General features: G+C 66.3%; 22 protein-coding genes and 1 tRNA gene. 13 read left to right on the top strand and 10 right to left on the bottom strand.

Annotated elements, in window-relative coordinates:
- The first annotated feature begins 100 nt into the window (after nucleotides 1-100).
- Both KH389_RS24145 and KH389_RS24140 read left to right on the top strand, forming a co-directional pair.
- Nucleotides 101-1,495, top strand: a complete 1,395-nt coding sequence (locus KH389_RS24145; protein ID WP_054916437.1) for an MFS transporter — start codon at nucleotides 101-103, stop codon at nucleotides 1,493-1,495.
- A 9-nt stretch (nucleotides 1,496-1,504) separates the two neighbouring features.
- Nucleotides 1,505-2,020 carry a single-stranded DNA-binding protein gene (locus tag KH389_RS24140; RefSeq protein WP_043861918.1) on the top strand — a complete coding sequence of 172 codons (516 nt, stop codon included), beginning with the start codon at nucleotides 1,505-1,507 and terminating at the stop codon, nucleotides 2,018-2,020.
- Nucleotides 2,021-2,194: 174 nt separating this feature from the next.
- Here KH389_RS24140 and KH389_RS24135 read toward each other — a convergent pair whose 3' ends face one another.
- Complete coding sequence (locus tag KH389_RS24135; RefSeq protein ID WP_100634175.1) at nucleotides 2,195-2,767, bottom strand: hypothetical protein; 573 nt, start codon at nucleotides 2,765-2,767, stop codon at nucleotides 2,195-2,197.
- Nucleotides 2,768-2,960: 193 nt separating this feature from the next.
- Between KH389_RS24135 and fdnG the strand changes: the two genes are divergently transcribed.
- The 7 genes from fdnG (at nucleotide 2,961) to KH389_RS24100 (ending at nucleotide 12,080) form a co-directional block, all read left to right on the top strand.
- The gene (gene fdnG, locus KH389_RS24130) at nucleotides 2,961-6,026 is read left to right on the top strand and encodes a formate dehydrogenase-N subunit alpha (RefSeq protein WP_146094976.1); all 3,066 of its coding nucleotides are present in this window, start codon (nucleotides 2,961-2,963) and stop codon (nucleotides 6,024-6,026) included.
- Nucleotides 6,026-6,973, top strand: coding sequence for a formate dehydrogenase subunit beta (fdxH, locus tag KH389_RS24125; protein ID WP_213606400.1), 948 nt, complete (start codon nucleotides 6,026-6,028; stop codon nucleotides 6,971-6,973). The genes fdnG and fdxH overlap by 1 nt, the downstream gene beginning before the upstream one ends.
- Nucleotides 6,970-7,623: a formate dehydrogenase subunit gamma gene (locus KH389_RS24120; RefSeq protein WP_088514373.1), complete on the top strand. Its 654-nt coding sequence runs from the start codon at nucleotides 6,970-6,972 to the stop codon at nucleotides 7,621-7,623. The genes fdxH and KH389_RS24120 overlap by 4 nt, the downstream gene beginning before the upstream one ends.
- Complete coding sequence (fdhE, locus tag KH389_RS24115; RefSeq protein ID WP_210014652.1) at nucleotides 7,620-8,540, top strand: formate dehydrogenase accessory protein FdhE; 921 nt, start codon at nucleotides 7,620-7,622, stop codon at nucleotides 8,538-8,540. The genes KH389_RS24120 and fdhE overlap by 4 nt, the downstream gene beginning before the upstream one ends.
- Nucleotides 8,541-8,643: 103 nt before the next feature.
- Complete coding sequence (selA, locus tag KH389_RS24110; RefSeq protein ID WP_213606399.1) at nucleotides 8,644-10,068, top strand: L-seryl-tRNA(Sec) selenium transferase; 1,425 nt, start codon at nucleotides 8,644-8,646, stop codon at nucleotides 10,066-10,068.
- Nucleotides 10,065-11,978, top strand: a complete 1,914-nt coding sequence (gene selB / locus KH389_RS24105; protein ID WP_213607555.1) for a selenocysteine-specific translation elongation factor — start codon at nucleotides 10,065-10,067, stop codon at nucleotides 11,976-11,978. The genes selA and selB overlap by 4 nt, the downstream gene beginning before the upstream one ends.
- Before the next feature lie 6 nt (nucleotides 11,979-11,984).
- Nucleotides 11,985-12,080: transfer RNA gene (locus KH389_RS24100), tRNA-Sec, on the top strand.
- A gap of 14 nt (nucleotides 12,081-12,094) precedes the next feature.
- On the opposite strand, the gene KH389_RS24095 is transcribed toward KH389_RS24100, so the two are convergent.
- Both KH389_RS24095 and KH389_RS24090 read right to left on the bottom strand, forming a co-directional pair.
- Entirely contained in the window at nucleotides 12,095-13,087 is a 993-nt protein-coding gene (locus tag KH389_RS24095; protein WP_213606398.1) for an asparaginase, read from the bottom strand.
- Between the two features lie 80 nt (nucleotides 13,088-13,167).
- On the bottom strand, nucleotides 13,168-14,616 hold the full coding sequence (locus KH389_RS24090; RefSeq protein ID WP_078481653.1) for an alanine/glycine:cation symporter family protein: 1,449 nt from the start codon (nucleotides 14,614-14,616) through the stop codon (nucleotides 13,168-13,170).
- A gap of 168 nt (nucleotides 14,617-14,784) precedes the next feature.
- On the opposite strand from KH389_RS24090, the gene KH389_RS24085 reads away from it, so the two are divergent.
- Nucleotides 14,785-15,603 (top strand): helix-turn-helix domain-containing protein, encoded by an 819-nt coding sequence (locus KH389_RS24085; RefSeq protein ID WP_043861908.1) that lies wholly within the window; start codon nucleotides 14,785-14,787, stop codon nucleotides 15,601-15,603.
- A 12-nt stretch (nucleotides 15,604-15,615) separates the two neighbouring features.
- Here KH389_RS24085 and KH389_RS24080 read toward each other — a convergent pair whose 3' ends face one another.
- Nucleotides 15,616-16,458, bottom strand: coding sequence for an alpha/beta hydrolase (locus KH389_RS24080; protein WP_054916428.1), 843 nt, complete (start codon nucleotides 16,456-16,458; stop codon nucleotides 15,616-15,618).
- A gap of 254 nt (nucleotides 16,459-16,712) precedes the next feature.
- On the opposite strand from KH389_RS24080, the gene KH389_RS24075 reads away from it, so the two are divergent.
- Both KH389_RS24075 and KH389_RS24070 read left to right on the top strand, forming a co-directional pair.
- Entirely contained in the window at nucleotides 16,713-17,597 is an 885-nt protein-coding gene (locus KH389_RS24075; protein WP_043861906.1) for a sugar nucleotide-binding protein, read from the top strand.
- Nucleotides 17,590-18,519, top strand: coding sequence for an NAD-dependent epimerase/dehydratase family protein (locus tag KH389_RS24070; protein ID WP_054916426.1), 930 nt, complete (start codon nucleotides 17,590-17,592; stop codon nucleotides 18,517-18,519). The genes KH389_RS24075 and KH389_RS24070 overlap by 8 nt, the downstream gene beginning before the upstream one ends.
- Before the next feature lie 102 nt (nucleotides 18,520-18,621).
- Here KH389_RS24070 and KH389_RS24065 read toward each other — a convergent pair whose 3' ends face one another.
- From KH389_RS24065 to KH389_RS24045, 5 genes are all read right to left on the bottom strand, one after another.
- Nucleotides 18,622-19,305: an OmpW/AlkL family protein gene (locus KH389_RS24065; protein WP_043861904.1), complete on the bottom strand. Its 684-nt coding sequence runs from the start codon at nucleotides 19,303-19,305 to the stop codon at nucleotides 18,622-18,624.
- Nucleotides 19,306-19,415: 110 nt separating this feature from the next.
- Nucleotides 19,416-19,928, bottom strand: a complete 513-nt coding sequence (locus KH389_RS24060) for a DUF3299 domain-containing protein (RefSeq protein ID WP_043861948.1) — start codon at nucleotides 19,926-19,928, stop codon at nucleotides 19,416-19,418.
- 11 nt (nucleotides 19,929-19,939) lie between these two features.
- Complete coding sequence (locus tag KH389_RS24055; protein ID WP_043861903.1) at nucleotides 19,940-21,205, bottom strand: ABC transporter permease; 1,266 nt, start codon at nucleotides 21,203-21,205, stop codon at nucleotides 19,940-19,942.
- Nucleotides 21,205-21,924, bottom strand: coding sequence for an ABC transporter ATP-binding protein (locus KH389_RS24050; RefSeq protein WP_043861902.1), 720 nt, complete (start codon nucleotides 21,922-21,924; stop codon nucleotides 21,205-21,207). Before KH389_RS24050 ends, KH389_RS24055 begins: the two co-directional genes overlap by 1 nt.
- Nucleotide 21,925: 1 nt before the next feature.
- On the bottom strand, nucleotides 21,926-22,489 hold the full coding sequence (locus KH389_RS24045) for a DUF2796 domain-containing protein (RefSeq protein ID WP_213606397.1): 564 nt from the start codon (nucleotides 22,487-22,489) through the stop codon (nucleotides 21,926-21,928).
- Nucleotides 22,490-22,614: 125 nt separating this feature from the next.
- On the opposite strand from KH389_RS24045, the gene KH389_RS24040 reads away from it, so the two are divergent.
- Nucleotides 22,615-22,956 carry a hypothetical protein gene (locus KH389_RS24040; protein ID WP_213606396.1) on the top strand — a complete coding sequence of 114 codons (342 nt, stop codon included), beginning with the start codon at nucleotides 22,615-22,617 and terminating at the stop codon, nucleotides 22,954-22,956.
- A gap of 79 nt (nucleotides 22,957-23,035) precedes the next feature.
- Here KH389_RS24040 and trxA read toward each other — a convergent pair whose 3' ends face one another.
- Complete coding sequence (trxA, locus tag KH389_RS24035; RefSeq protein WP_054916424.1) at nucleotides 23,036-23,908, bottom strand: thioredoxin; 873 nt, start codon at nucleotides 23,906-23,908, stop codon at nucleotides 23,036-23,038.
- Between the last annotated feature and the right edge of the window lie 15 nt (nucleotides 23,909-23,923).

Below are 23,923 nucleotides of genomic sequence, written 5' to 3'. Positions count from 1 at the left end.
GGAGTATACGGCGCGCTGCCACCACGCGGCAAAGCGTCGCGTATATGCCGTTAACCGATCCGACTGGTAGAATCGCCGCCGGTTCACACGAGGTTTATCCATGCACGATCCCCACAGCGAACGCATGAGCGGCAGCGAGACCCGCGCCGCAGGCGGCCTGGCCCTGGTGTTCGCCTTCCGTATGCTGGGCATGTTCATGGTGCTGCCGGTACTGGCCACCTATGGCATGGACCTGGCGGGCGCCACGCCGGCGCTCATCGGCCTGGCCATCGGTGCCTATGGCCTGACCCAGGCCGTATTGCAGATTCCGTTCGGGGTCATTTCCGACCGCATCGGCCGTCGGCCGGTGATCTACCTGGGGCTGGTGATCTTTGCCCTGGGCAGCGTGCTGGCAGCGCAGGCCGACTCGATCTGGGGCGTGATCGCCGGGCGCATCCTGCAGGGTGCGGGCGCCATCTCCGCGGCAGTCATGGCGTTGCTCTCGGACCTCACCCGCGAACAGCACCGCACCAAGGCCATGGCCATGATCGGCATGAGCATCGGCCTGTCGTTCGCCGTGGCGATGGTCGTGGGGCCTCTGGTAACGCGGGCCTTCGGCCTGTCGGGGTTGTTCCTGGCCACCGCGGCGATGGCGGTGGTGGGCATCGGCCTGATCGCCTTCGTGGTGCCGGCCTCCAACGGCCCGCTGGCGCACCGCGAGTCGGGCGTGGCCAAGCAGGCCCTGGGGCCGACCCTGCGTCACCCCGACCTGCTGCGCCTGGACGTCGGCATCTTCGTGCTGCACGCCATCCTCATGGCCAGCTTCGTCGCCTTGCCGCTGGCGTTCGTGGAGCGTGGCGGGTTGCCGAAAGAGGAGCACTGGTGGGTCTACCTCACCGCCTTGCTGGTTTCATTCTTCGCAATGATTCCGTTCATCATCTACGGTGAAAAAAAGCGCAAGATGAAACGTGTCCTGCTGGGCGCGGTCAGTGTGCTCATGCTCACAGAGCTGTTTTTCTGGGAGCTGGGCAACAGCCTGCAGTCACTGGTGATCGGCACGGTGATCTTCTTCACCGCCTTCAACCTGCTCGAAGCCTCGTTGCCTTCGCTGATCAGCAAGGTGTCGCCGGCCGGTGGCAAGGGCACGGCGATGGGGGTGTATTCCACCAGCCAGTTCCTGGGGGCGGCGCTGGGCGGGATCATGGGTGGCTGGTTGTTCCAGCATGGCGGCTTGAGCGTGGTTTTCCTGGGGTGCGCAGGCCTCTGTGCCCTTTGGTTGGCCATAGCTGTTACTATGCGCGAACCACCTTACGTGACGAGCCTGCGCTTGCCGTTGTCGCCAGAAGCGATGCGCGAAGCGGGCTTGACCGAGCGCCTCAAGGCCGTGCCGGGTGTGACCGACGCAGTGGTGGTGGCAGAGGAAGCCGCCATCTATATCAAACTGGATACACAAATTTTGGATCGTACGGCCCTGGAGCTGCTGGTAAACCCGGCGCCCGCGGCGTGCCAAGCCTAGGAGAACGTTATGGCCCGTGGGGTTAACAAAGTCATTTTGGTCGGCACTTGCGGCCAGGACCCTGAAGTTCGCCACCTGCCCAACGGCAACGCGGTGACCAACCTCAGCCTGGCCACCAGCGAGCAGTGGACCGACAAGCAGACCGGCCAGAAGGTCGAGCGTACCGAGTGGCACCGTGTGTCGATGTTCGGCAAGGTTGCCGAGATTGCCGGCGAGTACCTGCGCAAGGGTTCGCAGGTGTACATCGAGGGCAAGCTGCAGACCCGCGAGTGGGAAAAGGACGGCATCAAGCGTTACACCACCGAGATCATCGTCGACATGCAGGGCACCATGCAGCTGCTGGGTGGTCGTCCGCAGAACCAGGACGGTTCGCAGCAGGGTGGCAACAACTACAACCAGGCCCCACGTCAGCAGGCGCCTCAGCAGCGTCCGCAGCAGGCCCCTCAGCAGCGCCCTGCGCCGCAACAGCCTGCGCCGCAGCCGGCTGCCGACTTCGACAGCTTCGATGACGACATCCCGTTCTGAGCCCTGGCCAACGCCGCGCTTCAAGACAAACGCCCGATGCGCTGCATCGGGCGTTTTGCGTTCTGGGGAAACCTCGGTGGGCGGTGGCCCTGACACGCTTGCGATGTTCAGCGCACGTGCGGGCCTCGCGGTACCTCTAGCGGGCCGCCAGGAGGTGAAGCGGCCCGTGAGCACTCACGCCGCGGCCACGCCTTGGCCCACCAGCCCGGCCAGTGCATTGAGCATCGGTGCGCGATACTCCACGTCCTTCTCGTTCCAGTACACATGACCGGCTGGCAGGTCGACATTGAAGAAGCTTTCGTAGTAGCTGCCTGGCGCCGAATCCGAACGGTCGTTGCCGAACACCTTCAGGCGCACCGCACCCGCTTCAAGCCCGGTGTCCGCCTGGTGCAGCGCAATCACGCTGAAGCGCTCGCCGACCGCCCCGGGGCCATCGACCAGCTCGATTTCATACAGCTGTGCCAGCGCCTCGATGAACCGCTCGGTCTCCAGGCCCAGCGACGAGATCTCGAGCCCGTCGCTGTAGAAGTGCGCCTGTATCACGTTCATCTCGCCATCGAATCCCGGCTGCACGTCGCGCCGCAGCCGCGCCCGCACACCCACCGAGTACCCGGCGAACGCGGCACGCAGGTCAAAGTGGTAGTGCACGTCATCCTGCATCAGGTGCTGCACCTGAAACACGCAGTCCACAAAACCTTCTTCGCCAAACTGCTCCAGCAGCGGCAACCCGTTCTTGTCCAATTGCATCATGCAGTCCCTTGGCGATGGTGGTCAGGCTGGCGATTATGCACCCGTTGCACGCATCGATAATCCGTTTTAATGGTGCTTGGCCCGATCTTGGCTAGAGTGAATATTGACGACCACCCAGTGGCCGCCACCGTGACTGTTCACGAGACGCCGGCAATGCTCCGCGCGTCCACCACCTGATCAGGAGTGCACGATGGATCTCAACCGTCGGCAATTTTTCAAGGTCGCCGCCATCGGCCTTGGAGGTTCGAGCCTGGCGGCGCTGGGCATGGCCCCCACGCCGGCCTTCGCCGAACAGATACGCCACTTCAAGCTGGCCCGCACCAAGGAAACCCGCAACACCTGCCCCTACTGCTCGGTCGGCTGCGGCCTGATCCTGTACAGCCAGGGCGATGCGGGCAAGAACGTGGCGCAGAGCATCATCCACGTCGAAGGCGACGCCGATCACCCGGTCAACCGCGGCACCCTGTGCCCCAAAGGTGCAGGCCTGCTGGACTTTATCCACAGCCCCAGCCGCTTGCAGTACCCGCAGGTGCGCAAGCCGGGCAGCAACGAGTGGACGCGCGTCAGCTGGGATGAGGCCATGGACCGCGTGGCCGAGCTGGTCAAGGCCGACCGCGACGCCAACTTCATCGAGAAGAACGCCCAGGGCCAGACCGTCAACCGCTGGCTCAGCACCGGGTTCCTCGCGGCCTCGGCGGCTTCCAGCGAAGCCGGCTACCTGACCCACAAGGTCATTCGCAGTTTGGGCATGCTGGGGTTCGACAACCAGGCGCGTGTCTGACACGGCCCGACGGTGGCAAGTCTTGCCCCGACGTACGGCCGTGGTGCCATGACCAATCACTGGACCGATATCGCCAACGCGAACCTGATCCTGGTGATGGGCGGCAACGCAGCAGAAGCGCACCCGTGCGGTTTCAAATGGGTGACCGAAGCCAAGGCGCACAACCAGGCGCGGCTGATCGTGGTCGACCCACGGTTTACCCGTACCGCCTCGGTGGCCGATTACTACGCGCCGATTCGCACCGGCAGCGACATCGCCTTCATGGGCGGCCTGATCAACTATCTGCTCAGCACTGACCAGATCCAGCACGAGTACGTGCGCAACTACACCGACGTGTCGTTCATCGTCAAAGCCGGCTTCGGCTTCGAGGACGGGCTGTTCAGTGGCTACGATGCGGCCAAGCGTACCTATGCCGACAAGTCCGGCTGGGGCTACGAACTGGGTGAAGACGGTTTCGCCAAGGTCGACCCGACCCTGCAGGACCCGCGCTGCGTCTACCAGCTGATGAAGCAGCACTACAGCCGCTACACCCCGGAGCTCGCCAGCATGACCTGCGGCATGCCCCAGGCCAGCATGCAGAAGATCTGGGAAGAGATCGCCACCTGCTCCACCCCCGGCAAGACCATGACCATCCTCTATGCCCTGGGCTGGACCCAGCATTCGATCGGCGCGCAGATCATCCGCAGCGCGGCGATGGTGCAACTGCTGCTGGGCAACGTCGGCATGCCGGGTGGCGGGGTCAACGCCCTGCGCGGGCACTCCAACATCCAGGGCCTGACCGACCTGGGCCTGCTGTCCAACTCCTTGCCGGGCTACCTGACCCTGCCCGGTGATGCCGAGCAGGACTACGACGGCTACATCGCCAAGCGCGCCCTCAAGCCGCTGCGCCCAGGGCAGCTGTCGTACTGGCAGAACTACGGCAAGTTCCATGTCAGCCTGATGAAGGCCTGGTATGGCGCCAACGCCACTGCCGAGAACCACTGGGGCTACGACTGGCTGCCCAAGCTCGACATCCCAGGCTACGACGTGCTCAAGATGTTCGACATGATGGGCAGGGGCGAGGTGCACGGCTATATGTGCCAGGGCTTCAACCCGATTGCTGCGCTGCCCGACAAGAACCGCGTCACTGCCGCGCTCAGCAAGCTCAAGTGGCTGGTGGTGATGGACCCGCTGGCCACCGAAACCTCGGAGTTCTGGCGCAACGCAGGGCCGTACAACGACGTCAGCACGGCCGACATCGCCACCGAGGTCATCCGCCTGCCCACCACCTGCTTCGCCGAGGAGGACGGTTCGCTGGTCAACAGCAGCCGCTGGCTGCAGTGGCACTGGAAGGGCGCCGACGGCCCGGGCGAAACCCGTACCGACGTGCGCATCATGAGCGACCTGTTCCTGCGCCTGCGTGAACGCTACCGCGCCGAGGGTGGCGCGTTTGCCGAACCGCTGCTCAACCTCAGCTGGCCGTACAAGGTCGCCGATGAACCCTCCCCCGAAGAGCTGGCCAGGGAGCTCAACGGCGTGGCCGTGACCGATCAGGTCGATGCCACCGGCGCCGCGCTCAAGGGCGGCCAGCAACTGTCGGGGTTCGCCCAGCTCAAGGACGATGGCAGTACCGCGTCCGGCTGCTGGATCTTCTGCGGCAGCTGGACCGAGCAGGGCAACCAGATGGCTCGGCGCGACAACAGCGACCCGTATGGCATGAAGCAGAACCTGGGCTGGGCCTGGGCCTGGCCGATGAACCGGCGAATCCTCTACAACCGTGCCTCGGCCACTCCGCAAGGCCAGCCCTGGGACCCGAAAAAACGCCTGGTATGGTGGAACGGCAAGGCCTGGACCGGCACCGACACCCCGGACTACAAGGCCGACGTGCCCCCCGAGGCGGGCATGAACCCGTTCATCATGAACCCCGAAGGGGTGGCCCGGTTCTTCGCCGTCGACAAGATGGCCGAAGGCCCGTTCCCCGAGCACTACGAACCCTTCGAGACGCCGATCGGGATCAACCCGCTGCACCCCACCAACAAGAAGGCCACCAGCAACCCGGCCGGACGCATCTTCGACTCGGTGTGGGACACCCTCGGCCAGGCCAAGGACTACCCCTACGCGGCCACCACCTACCGGCTGACCGAGCACTTTCACTTCTGGAGCAAGCATGCGCGCCTGAACGCCATCGCCCAGCCCGAGCAGTTCGTCGAGATCGGTGAAGTGCTGGCGCAGCAGAAGGGTATCCAGGCCGGCGACCGGGTGCGGGTGAGTTGCAAGCGTGGGCATATCGAGGCGGTGGCGGTCGTCACCAAGCGGATTCGTCCGCTGCAGGTCAACAACCAGACCGTGCACCAGGTCGGTATCCCGCTGCACTGGGGCTTCACCGGGCTGACGCGGCATGGCTACCTGACCAACACCCTGGTGCCGTTCCTCGGCGATGGCAATACACAGACCCCGGAATCGAAGTCGTTCCTGGTCAACGTGGAGAAAATCTGATGGCCAGCCAAGACATCATTGCCCGTTCGGCCACCACCACGCTGCCCCCCTCGGTGCGCCAGCAGGAGCAGGTCGCCAAGCTGATCGACACCACCAAGTGCATCGGCTGCAAGGCCTGCCAGGTGGCGTGTTCGGAATGGAACGAGCTGCGCGACGAGGTGGGTCACAACCACGGCACCTATGACAACCCGCAGGACCTCAGTGCTGAAAGCTGGACGCTGATGCGCTTCACCGAGCACGAGACCGCCGACGGCAACCTGGAGTGGCTGATCCGCAAGGATGGCTGCATGCACTGCGCCGACCCCGGGTGCCTCAAGGCCTGTCCCAGCCCGGGGGCGATCATCAAGCACGCCAACGGCATCGTCGACTTCAACCAGGACCACTGCATCGGCTGCGGCTACTGCATCACCGGCTGCCCGTTCAACATCCCGCGCATCTCGCAGAAGGATCACAAGGCCTACAAGTGCACCCTGTGTTCCGACCGCGTGGCCGTGGGGCTGGAGCCGGCCTGCGTGAAGACCTGTCCCACCGGCGCCATCGTGTTCGGCAGCAAGACCGACATGCAGGAGCACGCCGCCGAACGCATCGTCGACCTCAAGTCGCGGGGCTTCGAGCATGCCGGTCTGTACGACCCGGACGGCGTGGGTGGCACCCATGTGATGTACGTGCTGCACCACGCCGACACGCCGCGCGTGTACGCGGGGCTGCCCGACAACCCGGTGATCAGCCCGCTGGTCGGGCTATGGAAGGGCGTGAGCAAACCGCTGGCGCTGCTGGCCATGGGTGCGGCGGTGCTGGCCGGGTTCTTCCACTACGTACGCATCGGCCCGCAGCGGGTCGAGGAAGAGGATGACGAGCATCCTGACACCAGCGTGCATCAGGTCGACCCGTCGGTGCATGTGTATGACCCGGGCAAGCCCGCCGCACCAGGGGAGCAACGGCCATGAAGCACAAGCCGATACTGCGTTACACCGCCAACGAGCGCACCAACCACTGGCTGGTGGCGATCCTGTTCTTCATGGCGGCACTGTCGGGGCTGGCGCTGTTTCACCCGGCGCTGTTCTGGCTCAGCCACCTGTTCGGCGGCGGGCCGTGGACACGCATCCTGCACCCGTTCATGGGCGTGCTGATGTTCGTGCTGTTCCTGGGGCTGGTGCTGCGCTTCTGGCGGGCCAACTTCATCACCGCCACCGACCGGCAGTGGCTGCGCCGGGTCGACCGGGTGATCCGCAACGAGGAGGAGGGCGTACCACCGGTGGGCAAGTACAACGCCGGGCAGAAGCTGCTGTTCTGGACCCTGCTGGCGTGCATGCTGGTGCTGCTGGTGAGTGGCGTGGTGATCTGGCGTGCCTACTTCAGCGCGTACTTCGGTATCGACACCATTCGCCTGGCCACCCTGCTGCATGCCCTGGCCGGCTTCGTGCTGGTGCTGAGCATCATCGTGCACATCTATGCCGGCATCTGGATCAAGGGCTCGGTCAGCGCCATGCTGCATGGCTGGGTCAGCCGCGCGTGGGCGCGCAAGCACCATGCGCTATGGTACCGGGAGGTCACTCGGGACGAGCGGCCCGACACGCACAAAGGAGCCAAGCCTTGAGTACCGTGATGGAACCCGATCAGATCCAGGCGTCGGCCAGTTCGCCGCCGTTTCTGCACCCGCCGCCGCCTCAGCTGTTTGCGCTGCGTGCCGAACGCCTCGACCTGCTGGCCGAGGGGCATGCGCTGGGCGACTACCTGCGCTTCGTGGCCGGGTTGTGCCGCGTGCAGCAGGGGTTGCTGGACAACCCGCCGGCAGCGGCCATGCCCGACCCGCAGCGCCTGCAACTGTGCGTGACCCACGGCCTGGCGCCCCTGGCCGCCGACAGCCTGGTGCGCGAGGGCGCCTGGCAGGGCTGGCTGGATGCCCTGTTGCAACGCTACGAGGCGTCTTCGCCGCTGGCGCATCAGGCCCAGACGCAATTGCGCGAGGCCGGGGCAGGGCAGCGCATGGTGTGGGCGCTGGCACTGCTGGGCGGGCAGTACAGCGCGGTGCCGGCGGCGCTGGTGCCGTTTCTGGGGGCCGCGCTGCAGGCGGCGTGGAGCCATTGGCTGCTGGCCATGCCCGGCGTCGAACTCAAGCCCGGCGACAGCCTGGGGCAGTGCCCGGCATGTGGTTCGCCGGCGATGGCGGGGGTAATCCGCCACCGCGGCAAGTACAACGGCCTGCGCTACCTGGTGTGTGCGTTGTGTGCCTGTGAATGGCACGCGGTGCGGGTCAAGTGCGTGTATTGCGAGCAAAGCAAGGGCTTGCAGTACTTCAGCCTGGAGGATGACCGCCATGTCGCCGGGCAGGCGCCGTTGCGGGCCGAATGCTGCCCCGAATGCCACAGTTACCTGAAGCTGGTCTACCTTGAAAGCGATGCGCAATCGGAGGCCCTGTCGGCAGACCTGGCCAGTCTGGCACTGGACATGCGCCTGGATCAGGAGGGCTACCAGCGCCTGGCGCCGAACCTGTTGCTGGCCCCAGGCCTGTAGGGCCGGCCTTGCGCGAAGGGCGCACTACACTGTGGGATCCGTCCCTGCGCGGTGTTCCATTCGCCGGCAAGGCCGGCTCCTACATAGGCCGGAGCGTTTTTGCATGTCCTCCAACGTCACTCAGTGCACCCACCGTCTACCCTCCATCGACACCCTCCTGCGCAGCCCCGCCTGCGTTCCCCTGGTGGACCGCTACGGCCGCGACGCCGTGCTCGCCACCTTGCGCCAACTGCTCGATGACCTGCGCGAGCCCGCCCGCCACGGCCAGCTCGGCGCTGCCGAACTGGCCCCCGAGGTGCTCGCCGGCCGCACCAACGAACGCCTCGCCGCCCGGCACCGCAGCCACATCCGCCGGGTGTTCAACCTCACCGGCACCGTGCTGCACACCAACCTGGGCCGCGCGCTGCTGCCCGAAGCCGCCATCGAGGCCGTCCAGCTTGCCGCGCGCCACCCCCTCAACCTCGAGTTCGACCTGGACAGCGGCAAGCGCGGCGACCGTGACGACCTGATCGAAGGCCTGATCCGCGAGCTCACCGGCGCCGAGGCCGTGACCGTGGTCAACAACAATGCCGCCGCCGTGCTGCTGGCGCTCAACAGCCTGGGCGCGCGCAAGGAGGGCATCATTTCGCGCGGCGAACTGATCGAGATCGGTGGTGCATTCCGCATCCCCGACATCATGGCCCGCGCGGGGGTCAGGCTGCACGAGGTGGGCACCACCAATCGCACCCACGCCCGCGACTACGAAGCGGCAATCAACCCGCGCAGCGGCCTGCTGATGCGCGTGCATTGCAGCAATTACAGCATTGAAGGCTTCACCAGCCATGTGCCCACCGCCGAGCTGGCGCAACTGGCCCACCAGCACGGCCTGCCGCTGCTCGAAGACCTGGGCAGCGGCAGCCTGCTCGACCTGACCCGCTGGGGCCTGCCCGCCGAACCCACGGTGCGTCAGGCCCTGGCCGATGGCGCCGATATCGTTACCTTCAGCGGCGACAAGCTGCTCGGCGGTCCGCAGGCCGGGATCATCGTGGGCAGCAAGGCGCTGATCGCGCGCATCAAGAAGAACCCGCTCAAGCGTGCCCTGCGGGTCGACAAGTTGACCCTCGCCGCGCTGGAAGCGGTGCTGGGCCTGTACCGCGACCCCGACCGCCTGGCCGAGCGCCTGCCCAGCCTGCGCCTGCTGACCCGGCCGCAAGCCGAGTTCCTGGCCCAGGCCGAACGCCTGGCGCCGCGCATGGCACAGGCGTTGGGCGCGTCGTGGAGCGTTGCCGCGCTGCCTGCACTGGGCATGATCGGCAGCGGCAGCCAGCCGGTGGCACGCCTGCCCAGTGCTGCGCTGTGCATGCGCCCACAGGTGTCCAAGCGCCTGCGCGGGCGCAGCCTGCTGGCGCTGGAAGCGGCCTTGCGCGCGTTGCCCATCCCGGTGCTCGGGCGCCTGGACGACGACGCGCTGTGGCTCGACCTGCGCCAGCTGGATGACGAACCCGCGTGGCTGGCGCAGCTGGCGCAACTGGCGGTACTGCCCACGTGATCGTCGGCACCGCCGGGCACATCGACCATGGCAAGACCGCGCTGCTCGAAGCCCTCACCGGCCAGGCTGGCGACCATCGGCGCGAAGAGCGTGAACGCGGCATCACCATCGACCTTGGCTACCGTTATGCAGCGCTGGCGGCGGATGCGCCTTTGACCGGCTTTGTCGACGTGCCGGGCCACGAGCGGTTTATCCACAATATGCTGGCCGGCGCCCAGGGTATCGACCTGGTGCTGCTGGTGGTGGCGGCCGACGACGGGGTGATGCCCCAGACCCGCGAGCACCTGGCCATCGTCGAACTGCTGGGCATCGCGCAGGCGCTGGTGGCCATCACCAAATGCGACCGGGTCGAGCCGGCGCGGGTGCAGGCGGTGCAGGCCCAGGTGCGCGGGCTGCTTGCGCCGGGACCGTATGCCGGGGCGGCGCAGTTCGCGGTGTCGAGTGTCAGCGGCCAGGGTATCGAGGCACTGCGTCGGGCATTGCTCGCCGCGCAGCACGCCCTGCAGCCGCGTAGCCAGGGTGGCGCTTTTCGCCTGGCCATCGACCGGGCCTTCAGCGTGGCCGGGGCCGGTATCGTGGTCACGGGCACCGCGTTGTCCGGGCAGGTTCAGGTGGGCGACAGCCTGCTGCTGGGCAAGGCGGGCAAACCGGTGCGGGTGCGCGGCCTGCACGCGCAGAACCAGGTCGCGACCCAGGCCTTCGCCGGGCAGCGCGTGGCCCTGAACATCAGTGCCGAGCGGCTGGCGCTGGAGCATATCCACCGCGGCGACTGGCTGCTGGCCGAGTGGCTGCATGCGCCCACTCAGCGGCTGGATATCGAACTGCACCTGCTGGCCGGGGAAGCCCGTGCACTCGAGCATTTCAGCCCGGTGCACCTGCACCTGGGCACCCAGGACGTCACCGCCCGCGTCGCATTGCTGGAAGGCGAGCGGCTGGCGCCCGGGGCGCGCATGTTCGCGCAGCTGCTGGTCAACGCGCCGGTGCAGGCGGTGCATGGCGACCCCGTGGTGCTGCGCGACCAGAGTGCCCAGCGCACCCTTGGCGGCGGGCGCGTACTCGATCCATTCGCCCCGGCCCGCCAGCGCCGCAGCCCGCAGCGGCTGGCGCAGCTGCAGGCACTGGCGGCGGCCGACAGCCTGGAACAGGCCTTGCCGGCGCTGCTTGCGCAAGGCACGGGCGGGCTCGACCCACAGCGCCTGGAGCGCCAGTTCAATCGCTTGCGCAACCACTGGCGGCTGGATGCGCAGGTGCAGGTGGTGGCCACGCGGCAGGGGCCGCTGCTGTTCGACACGACGCAATGGCAGGCGCTCAAGGCCCGGGTGCTGGCGCAACTGGCGCGTTTTCACGAGCTCGAACCCGACCAGCTCGGCCCTGACCGCGACCGCCTGCGCCGTTTCGCCAGCCTGGCACTGGAGCGGCCGGCGTTCATCAGCCTGGTGGACGAGTTGCTGGGCGAGCAGGCGATTGCCAGCAGTGGCCCGTGGCTGCACCTGCCCACGCACCAGGCGCGCCTGAACGAGGCCGACACGGCGCTGTGGCAACAGGTGCAACCGTTGCTGCTGGCGGCGCGTTTCGATCCGCCCTGGGTGCGCGACCTGGCCCGCGCCACCGGCAGCGAAGAAGCCGAGGTACGGCTGCTGCTGCGCAAGATGGCGCGTCTGGGCCAGGTGCACCAGGTGGTGCGCGATCTGTTCTATCCCGAGGCCACAGTGCGGCAAATGGCGGCTATGCTGTTGCGCATGGCGGGTGATGAGGTGCAGGTGACGGTTTTTCGTGATGCGCTGGGTATCGGGCGCAAGCGCAGCATCCAGGTGCTGGAATACTTCGATCGCATCGGCCTGACCCGGCGCCTGGGCGACCAGCGCCGCATCCGCCGCGACAATGCCCTGGCTCAACCGGGCGACAACTGAATTCAAGGAAGGCAATCGCGCCCGGTGGCGCGGCCGGGCTTCAAACCCGGTTGGGGACGGCAGCCGTTCCCGGGCAGGTTCGACTCCGGCTGCCTTCCGCCATTTTTCGCGGGGCCTCAGGCCACCCGTTCACCGCACAGGTCCAGGGCGAACCAGCGCTCGGCGGTGTCGATGTCCAGCCCCGCGCCCAGCAGGGCGAACAGCTTGCCCAGCGCCGCCTCGCGGGTCATGCCACCGCCCGATACCAGGCCGGTCTCGCGCAGGCGGCTGCCGGCGGCGTAGGTATCGAACAGCACACTGCCCTCGATGCACTGGCTGATGGCGGCAATCAGCACGCCACCCTGGCGCGCCTTCTGCAACGCCTGCATCAGTGCTGCATCTTCCGATGGGCCGGTGCCGCTGCCATAGCATTCAAGCAGCAGGCCGCGCACGCCGCTCACCACCAGTGCCTGCACCTGCTCGGCCTGCAAGCCGGGGTACACCGGCAGCACCGCCAGTTTCACCGGCACCCGCGGTTGGGCATAGCCGAGTATCGCGGGTAACGCGCTGGCGCGGCTGCCTTCGCGGTGGCGCGCCGGCGCGGCAAACGCATCGAAGGCCTCGCTGCGCAGTTTGCTGGCCCGTGCGCCGTGCAGCAGCTGGCCTGCGAAATACAGCTGCACGCCGCTTTGCAGGCCGCTTTCGAACAGGGCCAGGGCGCCGTGCAGGTTGTCCCAGGCGTCGCTGTGCGGTGCGCCGGCCGGCAGCATCGAGCCGGTGAGCACAACCGGCACATCCAGCCCCAGCAGCAGGAACGACAACGCTGCTGCGCTGTAGGCCAGGGTGTCGGTGCCGTGCAGCAGCAGGATGCCGTCGTGGCCGTCACGCGTCACCGCCGTGACGATGGCCGCCTGCATGGCCAGCCAGTTGGCCTGCTGCATGTTGGCGCTGTCGAGCAGCGGTGACATCTCCTGCAGGCGCCAGTGCACCCGGGGTGGCGTCGGATGCGTGTCCAGCCAGGCGCGCATGCGTGCCTCGAAGCCACCGGCCGGCGCCAGGCCATGGGGCGTTTGCAGCATGCCGATGGTGCCGCCGGTGTAGAGGACGAGAAGGTTCTTGACCGCGCGCATGGTGAGCATTCCAGGCAGGTGAGAAAAGGGGCATCGCGAATCGGCTGCCGCCCGCGAACGGGGCGGCGGCACAGGGTTGCTCAGCGTTGCGCTTGAGCTTGAGCTTCGCCCACGCTGGCAGGGCGTGCGCTTTCAGCGGGCTGGACAGCAGGCCAGGCCTGGGTGTCCAGGTCCAGGTCGGGGAACCTGGCCGAGTCGAATACCGGCTGCTTGATGCCTGCCTTGCGCTGGTCGTCATAGTCGCGCATCACGCGCAGGCCGATCTTGAACAGCAGCGCCAGGGCGATCAGGTTGACGAAGGCCAGGCACGTCATGGTGATGTCGGCGAAGGCGAACACGGTCGACAGGTTCTGCACCGAGCCCCACACGATCAGCGCCAGCACCAGGGCACGGTAGACCATCAGCACCGCACGGTTGCGGGTCAGAAACTGCAGGCTGTTTTCGCCCAGGTAGTAGTTGTAGAGGATGCAGGTGAACACGAACAGCGACAGCGCCACGCTGACGAACAGGCGACCCCAGTCACCGACCACGGCAGCCAGCGAGTTCTGGGTCAGCACGATGCCGTCACCTTCGAAGCCCGGGGTGTAGAAGCCCGACAGCAGAATCAGCAGCGCGGTGCAGGTGCAGATCACGAAGGTATCGAGGAACACGCTGAATGCCTGCACCACGCCCTGGGCGCCCGGGTGTTTCACTGCCGCCACGGCGGCCACGTTGGGCGCACTGCCAAGGCCCGCTTCGTTGGCGAACACGCCACGCTTGACGCCCATCACGATGGCACTGCCCAGCAGGCCGCCGAATGCAGGGTCCAGGCCGAAGGCGCTCTTGAAGATGGTTTCGAGCATGGCCGGCACGTGTTCGATCTGGCTGCCGATCACGTACAGGGTAACGCCGATGTAGGCCAGGGTCTTGACCGGCACCAGCAGGTCGGACACCGAGGCGATGCGCTTGATCCCGCCCAGGAACACGATGGCCAGCAGCACGGCCAGGGCAATCCCGGTGTGCTCCGGGGCGAAGCCGAAGGCGTTCTGCAGCGAGTGGGTCACGGTGTACGACTGCAGGCCGTTGAAGGCGAAGCCGTAGGTCACCAGCAGCAACACCGAGAACACCACTGCCATGGCGCGCAGGTTGAGGCCGTGCAGGATGTAGTAGGCCGGGCCGCCGCGGTACAGGCCATCACCGTCGGCGCGCTTGTAGACCTGCGCCAGGGTGCATTCGAAGAAGCTGCTGGACATGCCCACCAGCGCCGTCACCCACATCCAGAACACCGCGCCCGGGCCGCCCAGGGTCACGGCGATACCGACACCGGCGATGTTGCCGGCACCCACGCGCCCGGCCAGGCTCAGCATCAGTGCCTGGAACGAACTCAACTGGCCCGCCTGGCCGCGCAACGATTCCTTGAATACGCCGAACATATGGATGAAATGGCGAAACTGCACAAATCGCGAGCGCAGGGTGAAATAGCTTCCCAGTCCGACGATAAGCACAATAAGGAGCTTCCCCGAAAGGAAATCGTTGAGCACTTCGAGCATGGCGTGACCTCGGTTCTTGTTCTGAATGACAGTGGCTGACGGCGTGCGCCGTTTGCCTGGGGGCGCATGGTTGGTCATGACAAACGTCGTTACAATTTCGCGGGTTGCTCTGAATTGATGCGACCTGATGCTAAACTGGCGCCTATCGCATCAATCGGTACCTGATCAATGAGTCAACACCTGGGCCCCAACCTCAAGCTGGCGTGCAGCCATTACCGCTCTATTTCCGAGGTTTGCCGGCAGCTGTCGATCAACCGGGCGCAGTTCAACAAGTACCTGAGCGGGCAGAGCCAGCCGACGGCGTACAACCTCAAGCGCATCGGCGACTTCTTCGGCGTCGAGGACTACGAACTGGGCCTGCCGCCAGAACAGTTCGCGCGCCTGATCGGTGCGCGCAGCTCGGCGCTTGCCAGCCCGGCCCAGGCCGACCCGTTGCTGGAACTTCTGCGCCCGCTGCGCGAGCACGAGGGCAATCTGTCGCGCTACTGCGGCTACTACTTCGAATATTCCAACTGCATGTCGGTGCCGGGCAGCATCCTGCTGTCGCTGGTGCACCTGCGCGAAGAACGCGGCACGTTCCTGTTCGAGCGACAGGAACGCCAGGAGCGCTCCAGCAGCACCGACGTGCAGGCCGAAGACTGGGTGCGCTGCCGCTATCTGGGCGCGGCCTTTCAGTTGCAGGACCGGGTGTTTCTGATCGACTACGAATCGCTGACGGTCAACGAGATGAGCCAGACCATCCTGATTCCCAGCTTCAAGAGCCGCATCACCCGGCTCAACGGCCTCAAGACCGGCGTCTCCAGCGGTGACCGGCGCACTCCGGCGTGTACCCGCGTGGTATGGGAATACCTGGGCCCGGAAATCAACCGCATCAATGCCTACCGCCAGGTCCGGCTGTACCGCCCGGATGACCCGCGCATCGATGACGATGTGCGCGCACGGCTCAACGTCGGGCCGATTCGCAACGGCCTGTTCGAGATCGAGTGAAGGGCGCCGTGCTCAGCGGCGAATGAATGCCGCCACCTGCTGCGCCAGGGCCCCGGCCTGTGGGGGATGGGCGCGCAGGTGGGCGGCGATGCCGTGGTCGCAGTCGGGCAGGGTCAGCTGTTCGAAATGCCCGGGGGGTAGGGTGTCGCTCAGCGCCTGGATGACTTCGGCCGGGATCGGGCTGTAGCGCAGCATGCCGTCGATTTCCACATGGCCTGCCGACGTGCCCGGGGTTCGCCCGTGGTGGGCGGCCAGCAGGCCATCGTATTGTCCCAGCACCAGCAGCACCTGGCCGCGATAGCTGCGCAGGAACTTGTAGCTGTCGCTGTCGAGAAACCCGTGGGGGGTGCTGATGGCGCGGGTGAAGGCCGGGCCGAAGGGTGCATCGTAGGCGCTGTCGGCATAGACCGCCGGGCACAGCAGCACCAGCTTGTTCACCTGGCGTGCATGGTGCGCTGCCACTTTCAGCGCCAGCGCTGCGCCCAGGCTGTGGCCGATCACGGTGTTGCAGCGATGCTCGACGTGGCGAAAGAAGCGCAGCGCCTCGGCCAGGTTGGTGTGCAGCGAGGGCGCCCGGGCCCCCGGCAGGCTGGCCAGGCTGTGCCCCGACAGGTTGCCGGTCAGCGAGCCGATGCCCAGGGCCTGCAGGCGGTACAGCAGCGGGTTGAGGTGGGTGAAGTCGCTGCGTGCGCCGCCGAGCATGAACAGCGGCGGCGCGTGCTCGATATCGGGGATCAGCAGGCGACCTTCCTGGCTGTAGCCGTCGAACGTTTCGACCACCAGGCACTCGCGGCCCGGGCTGGGTTCGTCGAATTGCCAACGCTCACGTCCGTGTGCGGCCGTCTTGATCGGCATGAAGCGGTCCTCTTGCCCGGGGTGAAGGGTCGACAAGTCGACATGAACCAGCGAGGCTGACGCTTTTACAGTAGATGCAGTCGGGCATTTCTGGTGGGCGCGCAGGTTATTTCTTGAACTACGTTGAACCCGTCACACTTTGCGCTGACACACTCTAGACTTTGGCGTCAGTCGGCCCCGCGTTGGACTTCGCTTGCTGGAAGCCGCAAAATATCCGCTTTCCCTCAATTTATCTGACCGGACCTGCTGACTCTATGCGAATGCGCCTGATGCTGTTGGGTGGTGGAAATGCCCTTGGGCAAGCGCTGATTCGCCTCGGGGCCGAGGAAGATATCGGCTTTCTGGCGCCGCGCCCACCTGACCAGGGCTGGGATGCCGCGAGCCTGACCCAGCTGCTCGATGACACCCGCCCCGATGCGCTGATCAATCTGGCCTACTACTTCGACTGGTTCCAGGCCGAATCGGTGAGCGAGCAGCGCCTGGCTTCGCAGGAGCGTGCGGTCGAGCGCCTGGCCGAACTGTGCCAGCACCACAACATCATCTTGCTGCAACCCTCCAGCTACCGGGTATTCGACGGTTCGCGGGCCACGGCCTACAGCGAAAAGGACGAGCCGGTACCGCTCGGCCAACGTGGCCAGGCGTTGTGGCGCATCGAACAGAGCGTGCGCGCGACCTGCCCGCAGCACGTGCTGCTGCGCTTTGGCTGGGTGCTCGACGACAGCGTCGACGGCGTGCTGGGGCGTTTTCTGACCCGCGCCGAGCACTCGCAGGAACTGCTGCTGGCCGACGACCGGCGTGGCAACCCGACCCCGGTCGACGATGCAGCGCGGGTGATCCTGGCGGTGCTCAAGCAACTGGACTGTGGCGCGCCACTATGGGGCACCTACCATTACGCCGGCAACGAGGCGACCACGCCGCTGGCGCTGGGTCAGGCGATCCTCAGCGAAGCCGGGCAACTGCGTCAGCTGGCCGTCGAAGCGCCCACTGCGCAGGCCCACGCCGCCCGCCCGGATGCTGCCGAAGAACCCCAGCACGCGGTGCTGGCCTGCAAGAAAATCCTCCACACCTTCGGCATCAAGCCGCGTGCCTGGCGCGCCGGCCTGCCGACCCTACTGGACCGGTTCTATCGTCATGGCTGATGCTCCTATCCTGATTACCGGGGGGGCCGGCTTCATCGGCTCCCACCTGAGCGACGCGCTGCTGGCCAAGGGGTACGCGGTGCGCGTGCTCGACGACCTGTCTACCGGTCGGCGTCTGAACCTGCAGCTGGACAACCCGCGCCTGCAACTGATCGAGGGCGACGTGGCCGATGCCGCCCTGGTGGCCCGGGCCGCCGAGGGCTGCCAGGCCGTGGTGCACCTGGCGGCGGTGGCCTCGGTGCAGGCCTCTGTGGAAGACCCGGTCAGGACCCACCAGAGCAACTTCATCGGCACGCTGAACGTGTGCGAGGCGATGCGTGTGGCCGGCATCAAGCGCGTGCTGTTTGCCTCCAGCGCTGCGGTGTACGGCAACAACGGTGAAGGCCAGGCCATCGACGAGGACACGCCCAAGGCGCCGCTGACCCCCTATGCGGTGGACAAGCTGGCCAGCGAGCAGTACCTGGACTTCTATCGTCGCCAGCATGGGCTGGAGCCGGTGGTGTTTCGCTTCTTCAATATCTTCGGGCCACGCCAGGACCCGTCGTCGCCGTATTCGGGAGTGATCAGCATCTTCTGCGAGCGCGCCCTCAACGGCACGCCGATCAACCTGTTTGGCGATGGCGAGCAGACCCGTGACTTCCTGTATGTGGCCGACCTGGTGGCGGTGTTGGTGCAGGCGCTGGAACAGGCGCAGGTGCAGGAGGGCGCGGTGAACGTGGGGCTGAACCGCGCCACCACGCTGAACCAGTTGCTCGACGCACTGCGCAAGGTGGTAGGGCCGTTGCCCGAGGTCAATCACGGGCCGGCGCGCGCGGGTGATATCCGTCATTCGCGGGCCGACAATGCGCGGCTGCTGGCGCGCTTCGACCTGCCCGAGCCGACGCCACTGGCCGATGGGCTGGCGCACCTGCTGGGGCGCTGAACGTAAAAAGCTTCGCCGGCAACGCCGGCTCCTGCAGGCGGTATCTCCCTGACGGGAATCGCAGCCAAAAAAAAGCCCCGAATGATCGGGGCTTTTTCATGGTCAGAACTTGTAACCCACACCCACCATGTAGACCCATGGGTCCACATCCACGCTCACCTTGGTCTTGCCCACGCCCAGCGCGCTTGGGCCGTCTATGGTGGCCTTGGTGTCGATGTCCACGTACCAGACCGCGGCGTTGACCAGCAGGTTGTCGGTCAGCATGTAGTCCATGCCCAGTTGGCCGGCCAGGCCGACCGAGTCCTTGAGCTTCATGTTGCTGAAGCCCTGGGCCTTGCGGCTGCTGCTCAGGTCTTCATCGAAGAACAGGGTGTAGTTAAGACCGATACCGGCGTAAGGCTGGAACTTGGAGGTCGGCTCCATCGGGTAGTACTGCAGCGACAGGGTCGGTGGCAGTTGCTTGATGTTCGCCAGCTTGCCGTCCAGGCCCGCGCCCAGGCCCTTTACGCCCACTTCGTGCTGGAACGGGGTGGCTGCCAGCAGTTCCAGGCCGATGTGGTCGGTCAGCATGTAGGCAAAGGCCAGGCCCAGCTGGGTGTCGCTGTCCAGGGTGGCCTTGGTGCCGCCAACCTTGGTGCCGTCGAGCTTGATATCGCCGCTGTCCTCGTTCGGTGCGGTGGTGATCGCACCGGCACGCAGAATGAAATCGCCCGCCTGGTGGGCGTGGGCAACAGGGGCTGCAAGCGCGAGGGCAATGAGCGAGGCGCTGAGCAAGGACTTGTTCATGGAAGCTCCCAAAGGACGTTTAGAATTTAATGTGTCCAATGGTAAGGAGCTGACAGGCGGTGATTCTTGACGCAGCTCAATGAAACCGCAAACGCCCTGGCGCGGGGCTTCTATTGTAGTTCATAGGCGTAGATCTTCTCGGCTTCCATCTGGTAGCCGGCCTCGGCCAGCTCGCTGCTGGAAGCCTTGACCTGCATCGGCCCCTCGATCCAGTAGGGCTGGTACAGCTCCTCGACCTTGATGCCGATTTCGCTGAACACGTGCACGATCTGGTTCGACGGTGGGGGCGGCACGTGAATGCACGCGCCGTAGTACGGCACCAGCAGGAACTCGGTGGTACGGCCTTCCTCGCTGACTTCCAGTGGCACGATGTAGCCCGGCAGCTTCACCTGCTGGCCATCCAGTGCCTTCACCACCGGCGCGTCGGGCGCCTGCTGCTGCGCCGCCGGGCCGCTTTCGCCGGCCAGCGCGTTGCTCAACTGCGAAAGGTCGTGCAGTGGGGTCATCTGCGGCACGATCACCGGTGCACCCTCGGGGATCAATTGCGGCCATTCCAGCGTGCGCGGCTCACCTGCCCACAGGGGCGGGGCAATCAACAGCAACAACAGCAGGGCACGACGTATCACGGGCGTTCTCACAGGTGAATGGACAAACCGTCGGCCAGCGACTGGCGGTAGGCCCGCCAGGCCGGAATGCTGCCCATCAGCACGGCGGCGCCGAGGATGATCCCCAGCAGGCTCCACTCGTGGGCGCTGGGCAGCGCCAGCGGCAGGTACAGGCCGTAGTTGGCCTGCACCGTGCCCTGGGCCAGGGCGATGCCAAGGTAGAGCAGGCCCAGCCCGGCGGCAATCCCCGCCAGCGCCAGGGTGAACGCCTCCATCACCAGCAGCCCTGCAATATGCCAGGGGCGTGCACCCACCGAGCGCAGGATGGCCATTTCGCGGCGGCGCTCGTTGAGGCTGGTGAGGATCGCCGTGAGCATGCCGATCAGGCCGGTCAGCACCACGAACAGCGACACCACGAACAGCGCCTGTTCGGCGGTGCCCATCAGGCTCCACAGCTCCTGCAGGGCCACGCCGGGCAGAATCGCCAACAGCGGCTCGCCGCGAAACTCGTTGATCTCGCGTTGCAGGGTGAAGGTGCTGATCTTGTTGTTCAGGCCCAGCATGAACGCGGTGATGGCCTTGGGTGTGAGGTCCATGCCACGGGCCTGTTCGGCGCTGACGCGGCCGGCGCCGCGGGCGGGCACGCCGTTGTGCCAGTCGACGTGGATCGCCTCCATGCCGCCAAGGCTGATGTGCAGGGTGCGGTCCACCGGGGTGCCGGTGCGTTGCAGCACGCCCACCACGGTGAACGGCTTGTCGTCATGCTTGACCAGGCTGATGGCGGCCACGCCATGGGCCAGTACCAGCTTGTCGCCGAGTTTGTAATGCAGCGCGTCGGCCACCTCGGCGCCCAGCACCACCTCGAACGGGTCGCTGGCGAAGGCACGCCCGCTGGCCAGCTGCAGGTGCTGCTTGCGCCCGTACTGGTAATGCTCGAAGTAGGCTTCGGTGGTGCCCATCACCCGGTAACCGCGGTGCGAGTCGCCCAGCGAGATCGGGATGGCCCACTTCACCCGCGGGTTGCTGGCGTAGTGCTCGAAGCTGTCCCAGCGGATGTTGTTGGTGGCGTTGCCGATGCGAAACACCGAGTACAGCAGCAGGTTCACCGAGCCCGAGCGCGCACCGACAATCAGGTCGGTGCCACTGATGGTGCTGGCAAAACTGGCGCGGGCCTCGGTGCGTACCCGCTCCACCGCCAGCAGCAGGCACACCGACAGGGCGATGGCGAAGGCGGTGAGCAGGGCAGTGAAGCGGCGGTTGGCGAGACTCGCCAGGGCAAGGCGGAGCAGGTACATCAGGCCTCCAGGTCGCTGGCAGGGCGCGCGGCGCGGTTGAGTTCGGCAAGCGACAGCTGGCGATCGAACAGCGGTGCCAGGCTCTGGTCGTGGCTGACGAACAACAGGCTGGAGCCGGCTGCGCGGCATTCGGCGAACAGCAGGCGGATGAAGGCTTCACGGGTGTCGGCATCGAGCGCCGAAGTCGGCTCGTCGGCAATCACCAGCTCGGGTTGGCCGATCAGCGCGCGGGCGGCGGCCACCCGTTGCTGCTGACCGATCGACAGGCTGTCGGCGCGCCGTGCCAGCAGTGCCGGGTCCTTCAGGCCCAGATGGGCGAGCAGGCTGGCGGCGGCCTTGTCCACACTGCCGTAGCGCTGGCCGGCGCGTTGCGCCCGGCTGCGCGAGAAACGGCACGGCAGCTCGACGTTTTCGCGTACCGACAGAAACGGCAGCAGGTTGAACTGCTGGAAGATGTAGCCGGTATGATCGACGCGAAAACGGTCGCGCTGGCCCTGGCTGAGCGCGCCCAGCTCCTGGCCGAGCAGGCGGATGCTGCCGCGGTCGGCCTTCTGCACCCCGCCCAGCAGGCCCAGCAGGGTGGTCTTGCCACTGCCGCTGGGGCCCTTGAGGAACAGCGACTCGCCGGCCTGCAGGCGCAACGCCGGTATGTCCAGCAGCTCAGGCTGGCCGGGCCAGGCGAAACCCAGCCGGGACAGTTCGATCAGTGCCTGGCCCATGTCAGAAGTCGATCGCGCTGTGGGTCGGGGTCAGGTCCACGCCCTTCTGGCCATTGGGGCCCACCAGCTGCAGCTGGATCTTCTGGGTGGCGGGGAAGGCCTTGAACAGTGGCGCCAGGTCCAGGCGGGTGAGCTGGGCCGCGGTGGTGCATTCGAGTTTGTAATGGGCGTTGATGTCGCTGTGTTCGTGATCGTGGGCGTCGCCATCCTCGTCATGCACCGGCTTGTCGCCGAACAGCGGGCTTTGCAGGTCCTGGTCGGTTTCGCTGCAACCGGCTGCCTTGTTCAGGCCGAACAGCGCCAAGGGTGTTTCGAACTGGGCGCGCACGGCCGCGACCTTGGCCTTGTCGGTGGCGGAAGTGGCGGCATGTTCGAAGCCCACCAGGTTCATCGCCGGGCTGTCGAATTCCAGCTCCAGGGCATTGCCGTCGAGTGCGACGTTCAGGTGCGCCACGCCATGTTCATGGGCGCCCAGGCTGCCATGCTCATGGTCATGGTCGTCATGGGCGTAAACCAGACTCAGGGGCAGCAGGGCGAACGGCAAGGCAAGCAGCAGACGACGCATGGGCGGAACTCCGGAAGGCGCTGAAAGAGTTTCGAAATGTTATAACAACTTGTCGGCCGCGTACCAGTGTCGCTGGATGAAACTTCGTGGGAGCATGGGCGCCTGATCGAATGGAGGGTGCGAACGTGCGTATTCGTGGACACATCGGCGAATGGCCGGTGGATTTGAGCGTGGAGCTGGAGCCCCATGAGTGGGCGCAGCTGGGCGGGCAGTTGCAGGCGGCCGGGGCGCCGGCGGTTGCTGCTGTACCGACGGCGCCGGTGCGCCCGGACGATGCAGTGTGGCAGGCGGCGCGCGAGGTGTTGCGCAAGGCCGGTCAGTTGAACGGGCCCCAGTTGCTGGAGGCGCTGGAGGGGTTGGCGGGCAATACGGCGGCCGGCAAGCGCCTGCTGGTGCGTTTGCGCCATAGCAGCGAGGTGAGGGTGGAAAGCGGGGCGGATGCGCCGGTCTATCACTGGGTCGGCTGAACACCGCGTTGATCCCATCGCGGGTCAAGCCCGCTCCCACAGCGCGGGTAGGTAACCTTGTGGGAGCGGGCGGTTGACCTCAGTACAACGCAGCAAACAGCTTGCGGCGGTAATCCAGCACCAGCGGGTGCTCGTTGCCCAGCAGGTCGAACACCTGCAGCAGGGTCTTGTGCGGCAGGCCGCCTTCATACCCGCGGTTGCGCTTGAACAGTTTCAGCAGCCCGTCCAGCGCCGCCTCGTACTGCTGGCGCGAGAGCTGCTGCACTGCCAGCTGATACGCCGCCTCGTCATCCTCGGCGTTCTGTGCCAGGCGTGACTTCAGGTCTGCCACGTCCGGCAGGCTGGCGGCCTGCTTGAGGAACGTCAGCTGCGCCTTGGCACCGGCCAGTGCAGCCTTGTGCTCATCGCTCTTGACCGCATCGAGCACGGTCTGCGCTTCGCCCAGCTCGCCACGCTCGGCCAGGCAACGGGCATACAGGATCAGTGCCGCGGCATTGCTGTTGTCTTCGGTCAGCAGGGCCTGGAGCAGCGCCTCGGCCTCGCTGAAGCGTCCCTCGGCAAACAGCCCCTGGGCCACTACCAGCGGGTCGGCCGCTGCCGGTGGCGGCAGTTGCACATGCGGTTCGAGCATTGCGCGGATTTCCGATTCCGGGCGTGCCTCGGCAAAGCCGTCGACCGGCTGGCCATCCTTGAACAGCACCACCGTCGGCAGGCTGCGGATACCGAAGCGCGCGACAATGTCCTGTTCCACATCGCAGTTGACCTTGGCCAGCAGCAGCTCACCCCGGTATTCGGCGGTGATTTTCTCCAGCAGCGGCATCAGCACCTTGCACGGCGCGCACCAGTCGGCCCAGAAGTCGACGAGCACGGGTTTGACGTGGGAGTTCTGGATCACCGACTGGTCGAAGTCGGCGCTGGTGGCATTGAAGATGTACGGGGTTTCCTGGCTCATCGCGACTCTCGCAAA

It is taken from the genome of Pseudomonas qingdaonensis (assembly GCF_018398475.1).
Taxonomy (GTDB): domain Bacteria; phylum Pseudomonadota; class Gammaproteobacteria; order Pseudomonadales; family Pseudomonadaceae; genus Aquipseudomonas; species Aquipseudomonas palmensis.
This window is presented reverse-complemented; position numbering and strand designations above follow the sequence as displayed.

Bases quoted from the DNA above. Each gene is read 5' to 3' on its own strand.
- fdxH (WP_213606400.1), top strand. From the start codon at position 6,026: ATGGCCAGCCAAGACATCATTGCCCGTTCGGCCACCACCACGCTGCCC.
- KH389_RS24055 (WP_043861903.1), bottom strand. From the start codon at position 21,205: ATGTACCTGCTCCGCCTTGCCCTGGCGAGTCTCGCCAACCGCCGCTTC.
- KH389_RS24075 (WP_043861906.1), top strand. From the start codon at position 16,713: ATGCGAATGCGCCTGATGCTGTTGGGTGGTGGAAATGCCCTTGGGCAA.
- KH389_RS24065 (WP_043861904.1), bottom strand. From the start codon at position 19,305: ATGAACAAGTCCTTGCTCAGCGCCTCGCTCATTGCCCTCGCGCTTGCA.
- KH389_RS24045 (WP_213606397.1), bottom strand. From the start codon at position 22,489: ATGCGTCGTCTGCTGCTTGCCTTGCCGTTCGCCCTGCTGCCCCTGAGT.
- selA (WP_213606399.1), top strand. From the start codon at position 8,644: ATGTCCTCCAACGTCACTCAGTGCACCCACCGTCTACCCTCCATCGAC.
- KH389_RS24050 (WP_043861902.1), bottom strand. From the start codon at position 21,924: ATGGGCCAGGCACTGATCGAACTGTCCCGGCTGGGTTTCGCCTGGCCC.
- KH389_RS24135 (WP_100634175.1), bottom strand. From the start codon at position 2,767: ATGCAATTGGACAAGAACGGGTTGCCGCTGCTGGAGCAGTTTGGCGAA.
- KH389_RS24085 (WP_043861908.1), top strand. From the start codon at position 14,785: ATGAGTCAACACCTGGGCCCCAACCTCAAGCTGGCGTGCAGCCATTAC.
- KH389_RS24070 (WP_054916426.1), top strand. From the start codon at position 17,590: ATGGCTGATGCTCCTATCCTGATTACCGGGGGGGCCGGCTTCATCGGC.
- trxA (WP_054916424.1), bottom strand. From the start codon at position 23,908: ATGAGCCAGGAAACCCCGTACATCTTCAATGCCACCAGCGCCGACTTC.
- KH389_RS24080 (WP_054916428.1), bottom strand. From the start codon at position 16,458: ATGCCGATCAAGACGGCCGCACACGGACGTGAGCGTTGGCAATTCGAC.
- KH389_RS24120 (WP_088514373.1), top strand. From the start codon at position 6,970: ATGAAGCACAAGCCGATACTGCGTTACACCGCCAACGAGCGCACCAAC.
- KH389_RS24145 (WP_054916437.1), top strand. From the start codon at position 101: ATGCACGATCCCCACAGCGAACGCATGAGCGGCAGCGAGACCCGCGCC.
- KH389_RS24090 (WP_078481653.1), bottom strand. From the start codon at position 14,616: ATGCTCGAAGTGCTCAACGATTTCCTTTCGGGGAAGCTCCTTATTGTG.
- KH389_RS24140 (WP_043861918.1), top strand. From the start codon at position 1,505: ATGGCCCGTGGGGTTAACAAAGTCATTTTGGTCGGCACTTGCGGCCAG.
- KH389_RS24095 (WP_213606398.1), bottom strand. From the start codon at position 13,087: ATGCGCGCGGTCAAGAACCTTCTCGTCCTCTACACCGGCGGCACCATC.